At 68.8% G+C, this 16,367-nt stretch carries 12 protein-coding genes and 2 pseudogenes; 9 read left to right on the top strand and 5 right to left on the bottom strand.

The window, feature by feature from the left end:
* Positions 1-60: 60 nt before the first annotated feature.
* On the bottom strand, positions 61-591 hold the full coding sequence (locus BJF85_RS20765) for a hypothetical protein (RefSeq protein WP_255375822.1): 531 nt from the start codon (positions 589-591) through the stop codon (positions 61-63).
* Between the two features lie 503 nt (positions 592-1,094).
* Between BJF85_RS20765 and BJF85_RS20760 the strand changes: the two genes are divergently transcribed.
* The 6 genes from BJF85_RS20760 (at position 1,095) to BJF85_RS20735 (ending at position 7,573) form a co-directional block, all read left to right on the top strand.
* Positions 1,095-2,684, top strand: a complete 1,590-nt coding sequence (locus BJF85_RS20760; RefSeq protein ID WP_255375821.1) for a BCCT family transporter — start codon at positions 1,095-1,097, stop codon at positions 2,682-2,684.
* Entirely contained in the window at positions 2,681-3,328 is a 648-nt protein-coding gene (locus tag BJF85_RS20755; protein WP_075849735.1) for an ABC transporter permease, read from the top strand. Before BJF85_RS20760 ends, BJF85_RS20755 begins: the two co-directional genes overlap by 4 nt.
* Positions 3,329-3,416: 88 nt before the next feature.
* Positions 3,417-4,547: an ABC transporter ATP-binding protein gene (locus tag BJF85_RS20750; protein WP_075849853.1), complete on the top strand. Its 1,131-nt coding sequence runs from the start codon at positions 3,417-3,419 to the stop codon at positions 4,545-4,547.
* Positions 4,544-5,323 carry an ABC transporter permease gene (locus tag BJF85_RS20745; protein ID WP_075849734.1) on the top strand — a complete coding sequence of 260 codons (780 nt, stop codon included), beginning with the start codon at positions 4,544-4,546 and terminating at the stop codon, positions 5,321-5,323. Before BJF85_RS20750 ends, BJF85_RS20745 begins: the two co-directional genes overlap by 4 nt.
* Complete coding sequence (locus BJF85_RS20740; protein WP_255375820.1) at positions 5,320-6,315, top strand: glycine betaine ABC transporter substrate-binding protein; 996 nt, start codon at positions 5,320-5,322, stop codon at positions 6,313-6,315. The genes BJF85_RS20745 and BJF85_RS20740 overlap by 4 nt, the downstream gene beginning before the upstream one ends.
* A 352-nt stretch (positions 6,316-6,667) precedes the next feature.
* Positions 6,668-7,573 carry a TauD/TfdA family dioxygenase gene (locus BJF85_RS20735; protein ID WP_075849852.1) on the top strand — a complete coding sequence of 302 codons (906 nt, stop codon included), beginning with the start codon at positions 6,668-6,670 and terminating at the stop codon, positions 7,571-7,573.
* Positions 7,574-7,743: 170 nt separating this feature from the next.
* On the opposite strand, the gene BJF85_RS30610 is transcribed toward BJF85_RS20735, so the two are convergent.
* Positions 7,744-8,577 carry a DUF6474 family protein gene (locus BJF85_RS30610; protein ID WP_255375832.1) on the bottom strand — a complete coding sequence of 278 codons (834 nt, stop codon included), beginning with the start codon at positions 8,575-8,577 and terminating at the stop codon, positions 7,744-7,746.
* 64 nt (positions 8,578-8,641) lie between these two features.
* Here BJF85_RS30610 and BJF85_RS20725 point away from each other — a divergent pair, with 64 nt between their 5' ends.
* On the top strand, positions 8,642-10,105 hold the full coding sequence (locus BJF85_RS20725; protein WP_255375819.1) for a TM0106 family RecB-like putative nuclease: 1,464 nt from the start codon (positions 8,642-8,644) through the stop codon (positions 10,103-10,105).
* Here BJF85_RS20725 and BJF85_RS20720 read toward each other — a convergent pair.
* Positions 10,089-11,333: an HNH endonuclease signature motif containing protein gene (locus BJF85_RS20720; RefSeq protein WP_075849732.1), complete on the bottom strand. Its 1,245-nt coding sequence runs from the start codon at positions 11,331-11,333 to the stop codon at positions 10,089-10,091. The two genes, BJF85_RS20725 and BJF85_RS20720, sit on opposite strands and share 17 nt — an antisense overlap.
* 216 nt (positions 11,334-11,549) lie before the next feature.
* Positions 11,550-12,308 carry an SDR family NAD(P)-dependent oxidoreductase gene (locus BJF85_RS20715; protein WP_075849731.1) on the bottom strand — a complete coding sequence of 253 codons (759 nt, stop codon included), beginning with the start codon at positions 12,306-12,308 and terminating at the stop codon, positions 11,550-11,552.
* A 132-nt stretch (positions 12,309-12,440) separates the two neighbouring features.
* Here BJF85_RS20715 and BJF85_RS20710 point away from each other — a divergent pair.
* Positions 12,441-13,750 (top strand): annotated as a pseudogene (locus tag BJF85_RS20710) (UDP-glucose/GDP-mannose dehydrogenase family protein).
* Positions 13,751-13,842: 92 nt separating this feature from the next.
* Positions 13,843-15,569 (top strand): annotated as a pseudogene (locus tag BJF85_RS20705) (gamma-glutamyltransferase family protein).
* A 73-nt stretch (positions 15,570-15,642) separates the two neighbouring features.
* Here BJF85_RS20705 and BJF85_RS20700 read toward each other — a convergent pair.
* Positions 15,643-16,347 (bottom strand): TetR/AcrR family transcriptional regulator, encoded by a 705-nt coding sequence (locus tag BJF85_RS20700; RefSeq protein ID WP_075849730.1) that lies wholly within the window; start codon positions 16,345-16,347, stop codon positions 15,643-15,645.
* Between the last annotated feature and the right edge of the window lie 20 nt (positions 16,348-16,367).

The raw sequence follows: 16,367 nt of genomic DNA, 5'->3' as shown, positions 1-16,367 counted from the left end.
CCCGCGCGAGCAGGGGACGGCCGCTCGTCGAACGGCGAGCGGCTCGGTGGTGTGCGGGGATCAGGAGAGGACGGGCGGACCGCGTCTGCCGTGCACGCGGCGCAGCAGGATGTCGACGACGACGCGGGGGGCGTCGTCCGGCAGTGCGCGCGGGAGCCGAGTCGGGGCGGGCGTGGCAGGCGGGGCCTGCACCGGCGACGTCACCGGCCGCAGCAGCCACCGGGCCGCCGACGCCGCTGCCGCGAGCATCGTCTCGGCGTGGGCGAGCAGCCCGGCCGTCGCCGCGGTCGCCAGGACGTGCCCGGCCAGCATCGCCGGACCCTCCCCTCCCTCGAGGCCGTGGCCGGAGATCAGGGTCAACAGCGTGTGGGTCGCGAGTTGGCCGGTGCCCAGCACGGCCAGGATGCCGAGGGTGCCGTGGGTGCGGTGCGCGGTCGCCGTCGCGACCCAGCCGACCAGCGTGGCCAGCAGCAGGGTCGTCAACGGATGCGGCAGTCCGCCCCCGGCCAGGCCGTGCGCCGTCACCGACAACGCGGCCGACAGGCCCGCCAACAGCACGCCACGACAGAGCGGCAGAGCGCGGCCGCCCACCCGGCGGTGAGCAGACTGCTGCCTCACCCGGGCGGAGGACCTTGGCGTGCGCACGCGACCAGTTTATGAGACGCCACATTCTGTCCAGTTTGGTCCCGGATGCCGGAACCGTGGTCGAAAATTTCGGCGCGAAAGCCGGAAACAGTTGATGTTCGAGACGCCATGGGGAACGGTTGCCCGGGTGGTCGGGCCGCCCTCCAGCGTGTCCGAAATCAAACCGCGATTTTTCGCCGAAGCCCTATGGTGTTACCCCGAACGGGCGTATGCGCCGAAAAGGCGACAGGGAAAGGAGACGCGCCGAGTTCGTGGCGCGTGGTTATGTCCACAAATTCCGATTCTGAGAAGGCCGAGAAGGTCGAGAACGAGGTCACCGGTGCGGGCGGTGACTCCGAGGTCACCGGTGGCAACAGTGACGGCTTCCCGGCCGGCGGAAGCGGGGTCGGTGTCCGGACCGACGTGCCCGAAACATCCGCCGCGACCGGGAAGCCGTCACCGACAAGCCGGTGTTCGGTGTGGCCGCGCTGCTCGCGGTGGCGATCATCCTGTGGGGCGTGCTGCGCCCCGCGCACCTGCTCGAGGTGTCGGAGACGCTCCTGTTCGACGCGGTCATCCCGTTCGGCGGGTGGATCTTCGTCCTCACGGCCAGCGGATTCGTCGTGTTCGCGATCGGACTGGCCATCAGTCGCTACGGTCAGATCAAACTCGGGCAGGACGCCGAGAAGCCGGAATTTCGCACCTCGTCGTGGGTTGCGATGATGTTCAGTGCCGGAATGGGCATCGGTCTGATGTTCTTCGGCGTGTTCGAACCGGTGTCGTTCCTGGCCGAACCGCCGCCGGAAACGGGAATTCCACCCAATTCCGACCAGGCGATTCACATGGCCATGGCCACGACGCTGTTCCACTGGACCGTGCACCCGTGGGCGATCTACGCCGTCGTCGGCCTCGCCATCGCCTACAGCGCGTTCCGCCGCGGGCGCAGCCAGCTGATCAGCTCCGTGTTCTGGCCGCTGCTCGGCCGGCGGCACACCGAGGGCCCGCTCGGCAAGGCCATCGACGTGATGGCGGTCTTCGCGACGCTGTTCGGCTCGGCCGCCTCGCTCGGCCTCGGCGCACTGCAGGTCGGCGGCGGGCTCAGCGCCGTCGGCTGGATCGACACCCCCGGGGCGGGGCTGCTCGTCGGGCTCATCGCGTTCCTGACGGTGTGCTTCATCGCCTCGGCGGTGTCCGGCGTCGCGAAGGGCATCCAGTGGTTGTCCAACATCAACATGGTGCTGGCCGCCGTGTTGGCGGTGTTCATCCTGGTGGTCGGCCCGACCGTGATGATCCTCAACCTCGTGCCCGGCGCGATCGGCGACTACGTCCGCGAATTGCCCGAGATGGCGGGCCGCACCGGAGCCACCGGCGGCCAGGCGATGCAGGACTGGCTGTCGAGCTGGACGATCTTCTACTGGGCGTGGTGGATCTCGTGGACGCCCTTCGTCGGCATGTTCATCGCGCGCATTTCGCGCGGCCGGACGATCCGTCAGTTCATCGTCGGCGTCATCGCGGTGCCCAGTGTGGTGAGCCTCATCTGGTTCGCGATCTTCGGCGGCGCGGCCATGGATATGCAGGCCAACGACGGGATCGACATCGCGGGAACGGGTTCGAGCGAGGCCGCGACATTCACCATGCTCGAGAACCTGCCGTGGTTCCTGCCCGCCGCGATCATCGTGATGATCCTCGTGTCGATCTTCTTCGTCTCGGGGGCCGACGCGGCGTCCGTGGTGATGGGGACGCTGTCCCAGCGGGGGTCGGTCGAACCCAAGAAGGGAATCGTGATCTTCTGGGGCGTCCTCATGGGCGCGGTCGCCGCCGTGATGCTCATCGTCGGTGGTGAGGACGCTTTGTCGGGATTGCAGAATTTGACGATTCTGATCGCAGTACCATTCGTCTTCGTCATGGTCGGTTTGTGCGTCGCGGTGTGGATGGATCTGCGCAGTGACCCGCTCATTCTGAAGGAGGACGAGATGCGTCGATCTCTCGAGGAGATCCACGACGAGCGGAGTGAGGAGCGGCACGCACGCAGGCGAGGGCTGAGGGCGCGGCGCCGGTGAACCTGCTCGAATACGTCGTCGACCGCTGGGATCGACTGGCCCTGCAGTCGTGGCTGCACGTGAGCGCGGTCGTGCAGGCGACCCTGCTGGCGGCGGTGGCGGGCGTGCTGATCGGGATCGCGGTGTACCGCAGCCCGATCGGCTCCGCCGTCGCCACCGCCCTGGCCAGCACCATCCTGACCATCCCGTCGTTCGCGCTGCTCGGACTGCTGATTCCGGTGTTCGGCCTCGGGCCGACGCCGGCGATCATCGCGCTCGTGCTGTACGCGCTGCTGCCGATCACGCGCAACACGATCGTCGGCCTCGCGGGCGTCGACCCGGCCGTGACGGATGCCGCGAAAGGCATCGGGATGAACCGTGCCGCCGTGCTCACCAGGGTCGAACTGCGCCTCGCGTGGCCGGCGATCCTCGCGGGCATGCGCGTGGCGACCCAGATGCTGATGGGTATCGCCGTCATCGCCGCCTACGCGAAGGGGCCCGGCCTCGGCGGGGAGGTGTTCGCAGGCCTGACCAGGGCGGGCAGCGCCAACGCCACCAACGAGGCGCTCGCGGGCACCCTCGGCGTCGTCATCCTCGCCCTGCTGCTCGAGGGCATCTACTTCCTGATCGCCCGCTTCACCGTTTCGAGAGGTATCCGTGGCTGACACCAACGACAAGACCGAGCCCACCGACGCCGCTCCCGGTGCCTCGGGGCCCGGCGACGCCGCCGACTCCGGGGTCTCGGGCGTCGAGATCCAGTTGGAGGGCGTCACCAAGCGCTACTCGGGGTCGGCCGAACCGGCGGTGAAGGACTTCACGATGACGATCCCCGCCGGGAAGATCGTCATCTTCGTGGGCCCGTCCGGCTGCGGCAAGACGACCACGATGCGGATGATCAACCGCCTGATCGAGCCGACGTCGGGGCGCATCACGATCGGTGGTGAGGACGCGCTGAAACTCGACGACGTCCAGCTGCGCCGCAAGATCGGCTACGCCATCCAGCAGGCAGGCCTGTTCCCGCACTTCACCGTCGCGCAGAACATCGGCGTCGTGCCGGGCATGCTCGGCTGGAACAAGAAGCGCATCACCGACCGCGTCGAGGAGCTGATGGACCTCGTCGGGCTCGACCCGGTGCAGTTCCGCGACCGCTACCCCCGGCAGCTCTCCGGCGGTCAGCAGCAGCGCGTCGGCGTCGCCAGGGCCCTCGCGGCCGACCCGCCCGTGCTGTTGATGGACGAACCGTTCGGCGCGGTCGACCCGATCACCCGCGGCAACCTGCAGGACGAACTGCTGCGCCTGCAGGCCGACCTCGGCAAGACGATCGTGTTCGTCACGCACGACTTCGACGAGGCCGTGAAGCTGGGCGACCGGATCGCCGTCCTCGGCGACCAGTCGTCCATCCAGCAGTACGACACCCCCGAGGCGATCCTCGCCAACCCCGCCAACGACATGGTCGCCGGCTTCGTCGGCGCGGGCGCATCGCTCAAACAGCTCACGCTGCTGCGCGTGCGCGACGTCGCCTACCAGGACATCGCCCTCACCACCGAGGTCGACGAATCGCCCGCCGACCTGCGCAAGCGCATGACCGACAAGGGCAAGACGTACGCGCTGCTCGTCGACGGGCGACGCCGGCCGCAGCGCTGGGTCCACGTGCGCAGCCTGGGCACCGCGTCGTCGCTGGCCGTCCTCGGCAGGCCGGTCGGCGACACGGTGAGCACCCAGTCGACGCTGCAGGACGCGCTCGAGGCGATCCTCGCCGAGGGTGGCCACGCCGTCGTCACCGGAACCCGCGGCGAATACGTCGGCATGATCGACATCACGACGGTCACCGACGTGCTCGCCCAGCTCCGCGAGGAACACGACGCCGGGGCGGACGTGTCATGAGCAGCGTCGACGTCACCGGGTTCTCCACCGAGTCCGGTTCCCGCAGGGCCGACCGGATCCGGCTGCTCGCGCAGCCGCTGACCGTGCTCGTCGTGGTCGGCGCCGTACTGATCTGGGCGTTCACCAGGACCAACGACGAGATCGAGTCCGAGTCCATCCAGGCCGGTGTGCTGCTGACCAAGACGTGGGAACACCTGCAGATCACGCTCGTCGTGACGGCCATCGTCGTCGGCATCGCCGTACCGCTCGGCGCGATCCTCACCCGCCGCTGGGCCAAGCCGGTGGCGCCGGTGTTCATCGGCATCGCCAACATCGGCCAGGCCGCGCCCTCGCTCGGTGTGCTCGTGCTGTTCTTCCTGTGGACCGGGTGGGAAGGCCTGTGGGCCGCGGCGCTGCCCATCGCGTTCTACTCACTGCTGCCGGTGCTGCGGAACACGATCGTCGGCATCCAGGCCGTCGACCCGTCGCTCGTCGACGCCGCCAAGGGCATCGGCATGTCGCCGCGCGCCGTGCTGCTGCGCATCGAGATGCCGCTGGCGCTGCCGCTGATCCTCGCCGGCCTACGCACGTCGCTCGTGCTGGCCGTCGGTACCGCGACGTTGGCGTTCTTCGTCAACGGCGGCGGACTCGGCGAACTCGTCGACACCGGCTACAAACTGAACCGTCCCTCGGTGCTCGTCGTGGGCGCGGTGCTGGCCGTCGGCCTCGCGCTGCTCGTCGACTGGCTCGGCGCCGTCGCCGAGGAATACCTGGGACCGAAGGGACTGTCGTCATGAAGGGCGCCGGCATGCGCAGCACGGGGCGATTCGGGACGAAGGTGCGGTCGGTACTGGGCGCCACCGTCCTGCTGGCGACGACGTCGGCGTGCGGGCTCAGCGTCAACGCGGCGCTGCCCTACGACGTCCAGCCCGGGTCGATCCAACCCGTCCCCGAACTCGAGGGGGTCGAGGTCACCGTCGGGTCGAAGGACTTCACCGAGCAGATCGTGCTCGGCTACATCGCGCAGATCGCGCTCGAGGCCGCCGGTGCCGACACGGTCGACATGACCAACATCGCCGGGTCGAACAGCGCGCGCTACGCGTTGGAGGACGGCCAGCTCGCGCTGCAGTGGGAGTACACGGGTACCGGGTGGCTGTCCTACCTCGGGAACGACAGCCCGGTGGCCGGCGAGCAGGAGCAGTTCGAGGCCGTGCGCGAGGCCGACCTCGAACGCAACGACGTCGTCTGGCTGCCGTACTCGCAGGTCAACAACACGTACGCGTTCGCGACCACCGAGGAGTTCGCCGAGCAGCACGACCTGCGCACCACCACCGACATGACGAACTACCTCAAGGAGAACCCCGAGGAAGCGGTGTTCTGCGTCGAGACCGAGTTCGCCAGCCGGCCCGACGGCATGCCCGGGGTCACGAAGGAGTACGGCTTCCCCGTGACCGAGTCGAAGACGTTCGGCACCGGCGCCGTCTACGCGGCCATCGCCGGCGGCACGTGCACCTTCGGCGAGGTGTTCACCACCGACGGCCGGATCTCCGGCCTGAACCTGCGCGTGCTCGAGGACGACCGAAGCTTCTTCCCCGAGTACAACGCGTCGGTGACGCTGCGCAAGGACTTCTACGAGCAGCACCCCGAGATCGAGCAGGTGCTCGCGCCCGTCGCGGAGGCCCTCGACAACGAGGAGATCATCGAGCTGAACAAGCGGGTCGACGTCGACGGCCGCGATGCGTCGCAGGTCGCCTACGACTGGATGCGGGAGCAGGGCTTCGTCACCTGATCGCTGTTCCCGGTTCCCTCGTCTCGTTGGGTGGGCGGGGTTGTCCGACGGGCTCGAGCGGAGATAATCGAGACATGGCTCCTTTGTGGGATCGCTTCGGTGTCGCTGTCCTGCTGCTGCGGCGCGGCCGCCTCGGCTCGCCGCCACGCGCGGGTCGCTGACCAGGCCTTCGTGCCACGACACCCGATCCCACACGCGGAGGAAACTTCTCGATGACCATCGACATGTCCCCTGGATCAACCCTGTCCACATCCGAGTCGGCCGGTTCGGCTGGTGCCGAGTCGGCTGGTGCCGGTGCCGAGCCGGGCTTCGCCGGCGCGCCGGTGCCGGTTCGGCCGGTTCCCGTGCAGCGCTGCGCGAGTCGTGTGCGCCTGCGGGCGGAATCGTCGAGGGCCCGCGCACGCTGCACCGGCTGCCCGGCGGGGTTGACGAGTCGGCGCCGTACGAACTGTTCACCGTGCGTCCGCTCGGGCGGATCATCGGCGCCGAGATCGAGGGCGTCGACCTGTCCCGGCCGCTGACGCCGGAACTGCGGGACGAGCTGAACCGTGCCCTGCTCGAGTGGAAGGTCGTGTTCTTCCGCGACCAGGACATCACGCCCGCGCAGCAGCGGGACTTCGCCCGTCATTGGGGCACGCTCGAGACGAACCCGTTCATCCCGACCGGCGATTCCGACGAGGTGACGCGGTTCGAACGCACCGAGGCGATGCCCGCGTTCGAGAACATCTGGCACGTCGACGTCACGTTCCGACCCAACCCGGCGTTGGGTTCGGTGCTGCGCCTGGTCGAGGTGCCGCCGGTCGGCGGCGACACCATGTGGGCCGACATGGCCGCGGCCTACGACAACCTGCCCGACGACGTGAAGGAACGGATCGACGGGCTGACCGCCGTGCACGACTACGTGCCCGGGTTCGACCGGTTCTCCGACCACGAGTACCTCGCGCGGTGGCAGGAGACGTTCCCGCCCGTCGAGCACCCCGTCGTGCGCACCCATCCCGAGACCGGCCGCAAGACGCTGTTCGTCAACCAGGCCTTCACCACGCACATCGTCGGGATGGACCGCGACGAGAGCGACCAGCTGTTGCACTACCTGTTCATGCAGGCGCACGTGCCCGAATACCAGGTGCGGTTCCGCTGGACCACGAACACCGTCGCGTTCTGGGACAACCGCGCGACCCAGCACTACGCCGTGAACGACTACTCGCCACATCCGCGGGTGGCCGAGCGCGTCGCCATCGCCGGCGACCGCCCGTACTGACCACACGTCCCACGTCCGGCCCATCCGCTCACGCGGCAGCCCGGCCTGTGGCCTGCACGGCCCCGAGGCTGCCACGTGAGCGGGCGGCCGCGGGGCGGTGTCGGTGGGTGCCGGAGCGGTGCTCGACCCACCGGAACGCTCAGCCGGCCCACGCTCAGCCGTCCGGCTACTCAGCCGACGCCGAGGCGGCGGAGCAGCTCCGATTCGAGGTTGTCCAGCTCCGACGAGACGGCCTTGTGCGCGGCCTTGCGCCGCGTCGAGGGCATGTGCTCGGCCGCGCGAATGGACGCCGTGAGCTGCTCGAGCGTGCCCTGCGCGTGGTCGGCGAACGAGACGTCGTCCTTGGTCACCTGCGGGGTGCGGCGCAGCTCGGCCAGGCCCTCCGCCGCACCCGCGATCCGGGCGAGCAGGGCGCCGCCGTGTCCGCTGTACTCGCCGAGCTGGTCGACCGGGACACCGATCTTCCGTGCCTGATACCGGTCGTACGCATCGCGGACGGCGCTGGCTGCGCTGACGGCCAGCGGGATGAGCGCGGGCCCCACGGCCGGAATGACGACCTTCGCGACCCGCACGGCGTTCTTGGCGCGCTTCGGTGTCAGGCCCGACTCGTGCTCCTCGGCACCTTTCGCCGTCGAGGACTCGGCCGCCGTGTCGTCGTGGCCTTTCTTACGAGATTTGCGGGCCATCGCCGTTCCTCGCCTCCGTCGGGTCGTGCTGGGTCGCCTTGGATCCGTGATCGCGGCCGACCCAGAACTTACTGGTCTTTGCTGCTCGGGAGCACGTCGCCTCCGGGAGTGTCGGTCCCTTCTCTTAAAGTGACACCATGGCTGACGAGGTGTTACTCGACGCGAATGTGGTGACGCGGTGTCGCCGACGGGTGCATCTCGACAACGACCCCACGATGGTGGGCACCCCTCTGGCGCTGCCCGATCCGTCCTCTGAGCAGCGCATCGCCGACGCGAGGCACACCGAGTCGACGTCCGCGAACGCCTCCGCGCCGCCACTACGGGCCCCGCCGACACCGTTGCGGCTTCCGCGCTTTCCCCGGCTTCCGCCGAGGCCGACGTTGTGTCGCCGTCCAGTTCCTGGGTGATCGTGCCCCCCGACCTGCCGCCGGCCGAGCGGGCTCGCACGACGTTGGACGCGCTCGAACACGGCGCCCGCTACATCTGGGGCGGGTTGTTGCCGCGTGATCGCCAGTCGGGTCGTCGCGGCGGGATGCAACTGCTCGTGCGCACCGCCCACGGCTACGTGCCGGTCCTGGTGGTTCGCCACCGGATCACCGACCCCGGCGAGGGCGCCCGCACGACCGATGTGACCGACCTCGACCCCACGAACGCCGCCGTCGACGCGACCAGGAAGGTGCGGTCGCATCCGCGCGACCAGATGCGACTCGCGCACACCTATCGCCTGTTGCAGGCCGCCGGCTTCGCGGAGCCGGGCCGCGCGGTCGGCGGCGTGATCGGCCTCGACGTCGACTGCGTGCTGTGGCATGACCTCGAGGCCGGGACCTGGCCCGGGGGCCGGACCGCACTGGAGGAGTACGACAGCCGGTTCGCCGACCGCCTCGCCGTCGCACGTGCGGCCGCGGCGGGCGACGAGCCGCTTGCCGAACCCTCGCGCGTCCTGGAGTGCAAGGGCTGCCCGTGGTGGCCGACGTGCGAAGCCGAGCTGACCCGGGTTCGTGACGTGAGCCTCGTGGTGCGCGGCGAGGACGCGATGGAGCTGCGCCGCGCGGGGATCGCGACCGTGGACAAGCTCGCCGCACTCGATATCCATGACGATCCACCGATCCAATGGACGGGCGTGACGTTCCAGGACGCGGTGTCGTTGGCGCGGGCGTGGCTCGCGGACCTCACCATGGTCCGCCGGGTGCGGGACGTGGATGTGTCGCGCGGTGACGTCGAGGTCGACATCGACATGGAGAGTTTCGGCGACTCCGGGGCCTACCTGTGGGGCTGTCTCATGAGCGGCGTCGATATCGGCGTGGAGCACGGCTATCACGCCTTCGCCACGTGGGAACCGTTGCCGACGGACGACGAGGCTCGGTCGTTCGCGGAGTTCTGGACGTGGTTGTCGGACGTCCGCACCCGCACGGCCGAACGGGGTTTGTCGTTCCGTGCGTACTGCTACAACGCTCTCGCTGAGAACAGGTGGCTGTTCGCGTCGGCGGAGCGGTTCGCGGGTTTCCCTGGCGTGCCGTCGATGAACGAGGTGCGCGAGTTCGTGACTTCGGACGAGTGGGTCGATCTGTTCCGCAGCGTGTCGGACCAGTTCCTGTGTTCGCATGGCAAGGGCCTCAAGGTGGTCGCGCCGGTGGCCGGTTTCGCGTGGCGGGACGCCGAAGCCGGCGGTGAGGCGTCGATGCGGTGGTATCGGGATGCGGTCGGGATGCACGGCGGTGAACCGGTCTTGGCCCAGCGCACCCGCCTGTTGACCTACAACGAGGACGATGTCCTCGCCACGAAGGCGCTGCGCGAATGGATCAGCGACAGGGCGATGACCGACGTGCCGTTCACCGAGGATCTGTAGCGGGCACGCCGCCCGTCTGGTCGTCGTCGCCTCCGCCGTGCCGGTTGCGCGCCGACTTCTTGCGCTTGCGCCGGCGTTTGTTCGCGCGGAGCTTCTGCTGGTTGCCGATGTCGTCGCCGTGCGGAGGTTTTCCGGTGTAGGTCGTGCCGCTGGGGGTGCTGATCAGCAGCGTTCCGTCCGGGTTGAGGGTGAACGTCCAGCCCTCGGTGTGCTTGACCAGGTGGTGTCGGCGGCACAATCCGATCATGTTCGCCGTGCACGTCTTGCCCCCACAGCTGTACGGCTGCACGTGGTCGAGGTCCGAGAACTCGGTCGGCCGGTGGCAGCCGGGGAAGCGGCATTCGTAATCGCGGACGCGCACGTAGTCGGCAACGGCGGTCGGTGGTCGGTAGCGCGATCTGCTCACGGTGATCGGCGTGCCGTTGGCTCGGTCCATGATGACGCGGCGCCACGTCGACTTCGGGTTGTGGGCGATCTGCCGGGCGATCGCGGCCGGTATCGGCCCGTGGCCGGACAGTCGAGCCGGTCGGTCGGCGAGCTTGGCCAGTGTCTCGAAGTCGATGTGGAGGTAGATGTCGGCCTTCGGTGACGCAGCGGCCGCGGTGTCGGCGCTGTCGTTCACCAACCAGTCCGCCACCACGTCGGCGCGCAACTGGTCGAGGGTGCGCGGGTCGTCCTCGGTGCGCAGACGTTGTGCTGCGCGGTCGATCCGGGCGTAAGCCGCGGAGGCCTGTTCGGCAGGAAGGTAGGCCGATAACAACGCCATCGCGTCTTCCTGGTGTTTGAGCGTGACCTTGCGGTCGCTGCGCCGCTGCTCTGCACGGGTCTCGGCGCCGTCCGGGTCCACGCGTTGGACGGAGCGGTAGGCGACGCGTCTGATTCCCTCGGCGTCGCGGTGCGGAAGTTTGTCGGCGATCTCGCGGTCGACCGCCGCGGCCAGTTCGTTGCGGAGAACTGCGGTTTGATTGGCGACTTTTGCTGCCTTGCGTAGGTCGACGACGCCCTCGGTGAGTGCGTTCATCGTGGCCGGTAATCGTGTGGTCAGCTGCTCGGCCCAGTCGAGTTCCTTGCGTACCGTGTGTTCCGACTCGGCCAGGACCACCGCCAGTTCCGCGCTGATGTCGGCGGTTTTCGGGCGCTCTGCGGCGAATTTGGCCAGGGCGTGGACATAGGTCGCTTGTGCGTGACTGATCGCCCGCTTGGCTCGGACAACGTCGTCGATCGTCATGAATCCCCCTCGTCGGTCGGTCACGCCAACGTAGCGAAGGTTATCCAAGTCGTCAAACCTCTGTTCGAGGACGTTTGTCACGCTTGGAAATTCAGTTCTGCAATGGTGATGCAGTAGTGAAAAAGATTCTGTATTTGATCAGACTTTAGTCCCCGAAAGAGTGACGCCCCCGAAGTTGGCGGGTGAACTTCGGGGGCGAGATGTGACAGTCGTGCGTCAGCGCGGTGCCATGCGGAGCGCTCCGTCCATGCGGATGACATCGCCGTTGAGGTAGTCGTGCTCGACGATGTCGACGGCGAGCTGTGCGTACTCGTCGGGCCGGCCCAGCCGCTTGGGGAACGGCACGCCGGCTGCCAGGCTCGCGCGGAACTCGTCGCTCACGGTGGCGAGCATCGGAGTGTCGATGATGCCGGGCGCGATCGTCATAACCCGAATGCCATGGGACGCAAGGTCACGAGCCGCCGGAACGGTCATGCCGACGACCCCGCCCTTCGATGCCGCGTACGCGATCTGCCCGATCTGACCTTCGATCGCGGCCACCGACGCGGTGTTGATCACGACGCCCCGCTGGTCGTTCTCGAGCGGCTCGGTCTGGGCGATGGCCTCGGCCGCGAGGGTCATGACGTTGAAGGTGCCGACGAGATTGATGTTCACGACCTTGTGGAACAGGTCGAGGTCGTGCGTGCCCTTCTTGGACAGGATGCGCGACGACGGGCCGATACCGGCACAGTTGACGACGGTGCGCAGCGGCACATCACTGGAAGAGGCCTGCTCGACCGCCGGCCGCAGCGCCGCCCCGTCGGTGACATCGGCTTCGACGTAGGTCACGCCGTCGACCGTGTCGGCCTGGTCGATGGAGGCCGCGAGGTCGAAAGCGAACACGCGGGCACCCTTGGCCGCGAGTGCCTTTGCGGTGGCACCGCCCAGTCCGGAGGCTCCGCCCGTCACGATGGCCGCGGTGTCGTTGATCTGCATGGTCGTCCCTTCTTGCACGTCTTCGAGCAGGGCGAGCGTACGTGGTCACGCGGTCGATTCGTCGACGAATGTCCGCCTGATGGTTCCCCTGACGTTCGCTCGCAGGTCACCGTCGGCTGTGACCGTGCCTTCATGAACGCTGCGCGGATCGTCGTGGTCGGAACCGGATACGTCGGCCTCACCACCGGAGCCTGTTTGGCGAGCATGGGTCACACGGTGACCTGTGTGGACGTGGACAAGGTCAAGGTCGCACGGTTGTCAGCGGGAAGAGTCGACATCCTCGAGCCGGGACTGGCGGAGCTGGTCGCACGGGGACTCACCGGCGGCAACCTGTCATTCGTCGTGGGCGCCGCGGACGCCGTTCGTGACGCTGAGGCCGTCTTCCTGTGCGTGCCGACACCCATGGGTGCCGGCGGGGCGGCCGACCTGCGGGCCGTCGAGGAGGTCGTGGCCGAGGTCGCGGACCACTTGCCCTCCGACTGTGTGGTGGTCACCAAATCGACCGTGCCCGTCGGCACGACCCGACGGATCTCCGCGTTGCTGGGTCGGCCCGACATCGCCGTGGTTTCGAACCCGGAATTCCTGCGGGAAGGCACGGCCGTCGACGACTTCCTCGGCCCGGACCGGATCGTGGTCGGCTCGGACACCCCGGGCGCGCGCAGCGGATCGCCGACCTGTACGAGTCGCTGGGCGCGCCGTCGGTGGTGACCGACGCTGCCAGTGCCGAGCTCGTCAAGTACGCCGCGAACTGCTTCCTGGCCATGAAGCTCTCGTACGTCAACTCGGTTGCCGAGCTGTGCGAACGGTTCGGGGCCGACATCGAGTCGGTCACCGAGGGCATGGGTTACGACCGCCGGATCGGACGTTCCTTCCTCAAGCCGGGGCCCGGCTGGGGCGGGTCGTGCCTGCCGAAGGACACGAGCGCGTTGCTGCAGATGTCGGAGTCGACCGGGTTCGGTTTCGAGCTGCTGAACGCCGCGATCGCCGAGAACCTGGCCCAGCGGGACCGGATCATCGCGAAGATCGCCAGGGCGGTGGGCGGAAACCTCACCGACGCCCGCATCGGCGTGCTGGGCCTGGCTTTCAAGGCGGGGACGAACGACCTGCGTGACTCACCCGCGTTGGGTGTCGCGTCGGTGCTGTGCGCGCACGGCGCCGAGGTGACGGCCTACGACCCGGCCGTCGCCGAGGAGCAGCCCGGCATCCTGGTCGTCGACAGCGCCTACCGGGCGGCCAAGGGTGCGGATGCCGTCGTCGTGCTCACCGAGTGGCCGGAGTTCCGCCGCCTGGACTGGCACTACATGGCCGAGTCGATGCACGGCGACACCGTGCTCGACACGCGCAACCTGCTCGACCCGGACACGGTCCTCGACGCCGGCCTGAGCTGGCAGGGAATCGGGCGGCCGCGTGCTGTGCAGCGGGCCACGCCGATCGTTAGTTGAGATAACAACATAACCGGCCGTAGGGTCGTGGAGTGTCTGTAGCGAAGTCGTCCGCATTCACCACCAGACCGGAACTGGCCGGCACCCACGGCATGGTCGCCTCGACCCACTGGTTGGGTTCCGCTGCGGGTATGGCGGTACTCGAGGGCGGGGGCAATGCCTTCGACGCCGCGGTCGCTGCCGGGTTCGTCCTACAGGTCGCCGAACCGCACCTGAACGGCCCGGCCGGCCAGGTGCCGGCGATCTTCGCCCCGGCCGGGGAGTCTCCCCGCGTGCTCGCCGGGCAGGGCGTGGCCCCCGCGTCGGCGACGATCGGACACTTCGACGACCTCGGACTGACGTTGGTCCCGGGCAGCGGTCTGCTGTCGGCGACCGTGCCGGGCGCGTGGGACGCGTGGCTGTTGCTGCTGCGCGACTACGGAACCAAGTCGTTGCGCGACGTGCTGGGGTACGCAATTTCGTACGCGTGGAACGGCATTCCGGTGCTCGACCGGATCGCCGGCACCATCGACGCCGTCGCCGAACTCTTCGCTACCCACTGGCCGTCGTCGGCGCAGCTGTGGCTACCCGGCGGATACGCGCCGACGGCCGGTTCCCTGCATGCCAACCGGGTTCTCGCGCGCACCTGGCAGCGACTCCTAGCCGAGGCCGAAACAGTGACCGGACGCGAGGAACAGATCGACGCGGCTCGGCGCGCGTGGTCGCACGGCTTCGTCGCCGACGCGATCGACAGGTTCGGCAGGCAGGCGTTCCGCGACGACTCCGGCCGAGACCACGCGGGGTTGCTGACCGGCGACGACCTCGCCTCGTGGGAAGCGTCCTACGAGGACGCCGTCGTCACCGACTTCGGCGACTGGAGCCTGGTGAAATGCGGCGGCTGGACACAAGGGCCGGTCCTGGCGCAACAGTTGCGCATCCTGGAGGAGCTCGAGCTGTCCTACGTGGACGGCATTCCGACCGCGCGCACGATTCACCTCGCGACGGAGGCGGCCAAGTTGGCGTTCGCCGACCGTGAGGTTGGTACGGCGACACCGGCGACGTTCCGCTCGACTGGTTGCTGTCCCGGGAGTACGCGGCGGAACGTCGCACGTTGATCGGCGACCAGGCGAGCGACCGTTTGCGGCCCGGCGGGGTCGATCCCCGACTGCCGGCGATGATCGAACGCACCCGCGGGACGGCGGCCGGCTCCGGTGCGATCGGCGAACCGACCGTGGACCGGCAGGGTGCGACGCGCGGGGACACCGTGCACATCGACGTCGTGGACGCCGAGGGCAACATCGTCTCGGCGACGCCGTCCGGCGGGTGGCTGCAGTCCTCGCCGACCATTCCGGAACTCGGGTTCTGCCTCGACTCGAGGGCCCAGATGTTCTGGCTCGAGGACGGACTGCCGAACTCGCTCGCGCCCGGAAAACGACCGCGCATCACGCTGTCGCCGTCGATGGCGTTGCGAGGCGGCGAGCCGACGTTGGCGTTCGGCACACCGGGCGGCGACCAGCAGGACCAGTGGCAGCTGTGCTTCTGGCTTGCCCACGTCGGTGCCGGCATGAACCTTCAGGAGGCCATCGACGCGCCGGCGTGGCACACGACCGCGTTCCCGAGTTCGTTCTACCCGCGGTCGTGGACACCGAACGAACTCGTCGTCGAGTCACGCATCGGCGAACGGGCGCGCGCGGCGCTGTCCGAACGTGGTCATGACGTCGTGGACGCCGGGCCGTGGGCACTCGGCCGGATGTCGGCCGTCTCGCGCGATCCCCGCGGGGGCATCCTGCGCGCCGCCGCCAACGCCCGCGGTATGCAGGGCTACGCCGTCGGCCGCTGAACGGCCGATTTTCGGACGGCGCCTACACGCAGGGTCGTCGCGATCGTGTTCCGCACGGAGGGCGCCGGTCGCTTCATTGCCGTCCGTCCTGACGGGTGGCGCAATCGATGGCGGTGGCTAGTTCGGCGGCGTAGTGGGCCATGTCGAGGTCGGGCCGGCTGCGCAGCAGCAGCGGGAGCGCCTCGAGAGGGCGCTGGATCATGCCGGCGACCACCAGCGGGTCGAACCGGCGGAACTCGCCGGTGGCTTGGCCGCGCTCGAGCACCCCGATCAGGTAGCTCATGACTCCGCCGCGAGGGTCGGCCTGGGCGGCCTCGGGATTGTCGGGGTCGTCGTGAACGGCAGCGAAGATCGACCGTAGGGCACTGAGCCGCGCCTGGTGGGTGCCGACGTAGTCGACGACGGCCGTGATGTAGGCGCTCAGCTCCGCCGCCGCGGACTCCGGCTGGGGGAGTGGTCGATCCGTCGGTGGCTGGATCGGGCGGGTGGCCGGGTCGATCGCCATGCGTTCGAGCAGGAACTCGTTGATGGAGGCGTAGACGTCTGAGATCACCGCCTGCATCAGGTCGGCCTTGTCGGCGAAGTGGTAGGAGATCAGTCGCGTGCTGCTCAGTCCGCCGCGCTCGGCGATGCGCGTGTAAGTCGTCCGGGCGAAGCCGAGTTCCGAGATGGTCTCGATGGTCGCCTCGATGATCTGCTTCTGCCGGGACTCCCCCCGCGACGTGCTTCCGGTGGCAGTGGCCGCTCGGTCCGGTTCGTGCGGCTCGGTTGCTGTCACTGGTCGCTCCCTCTACGATC

This window comes from Saccharomonospora sp. CUA-673 (assembly GCF_001942305.1).
Classification (GTDB): Bacteria; Actinomycetota; Actinomycetes; order Mycobacteriales; family Pseudonocardiaceae; genus Prauserella.
This window is presented reverse-complemented; position numbering and strand designations above follow the sequence as displayed.

Coding starts and splice junctions, on each gene's coding strand:
- BJF85_RS20745 (WP_075849734.1), top strand. CDS start 4,544: ATGAGCAGCGTCGACGTCACCGGGTTCTCCACCGAGTCCGGTTCCCGC.
- BJF85_RS20740 (WP_255375820.1), top strand. CDS start 5,320: ATGAAGGGCGCCGGCATGCGCAGCACGGGGCGATTCGGGACGAAGGTG.
- BJF85_RS20720 (WP_075849732.1), bottom strand. CDS start 11,333: ATGACGATCGACGACGTTGTCCGAGCCAAGCGGGCGATCAGTCACGCA.
- BJF85_RS20715 (WP_075849731.1), bottom strand. CDS start 12,308: ATGCAGATCAACGACACCGCGGCCATCGTGACGGGCGGAGCCTCCGGA.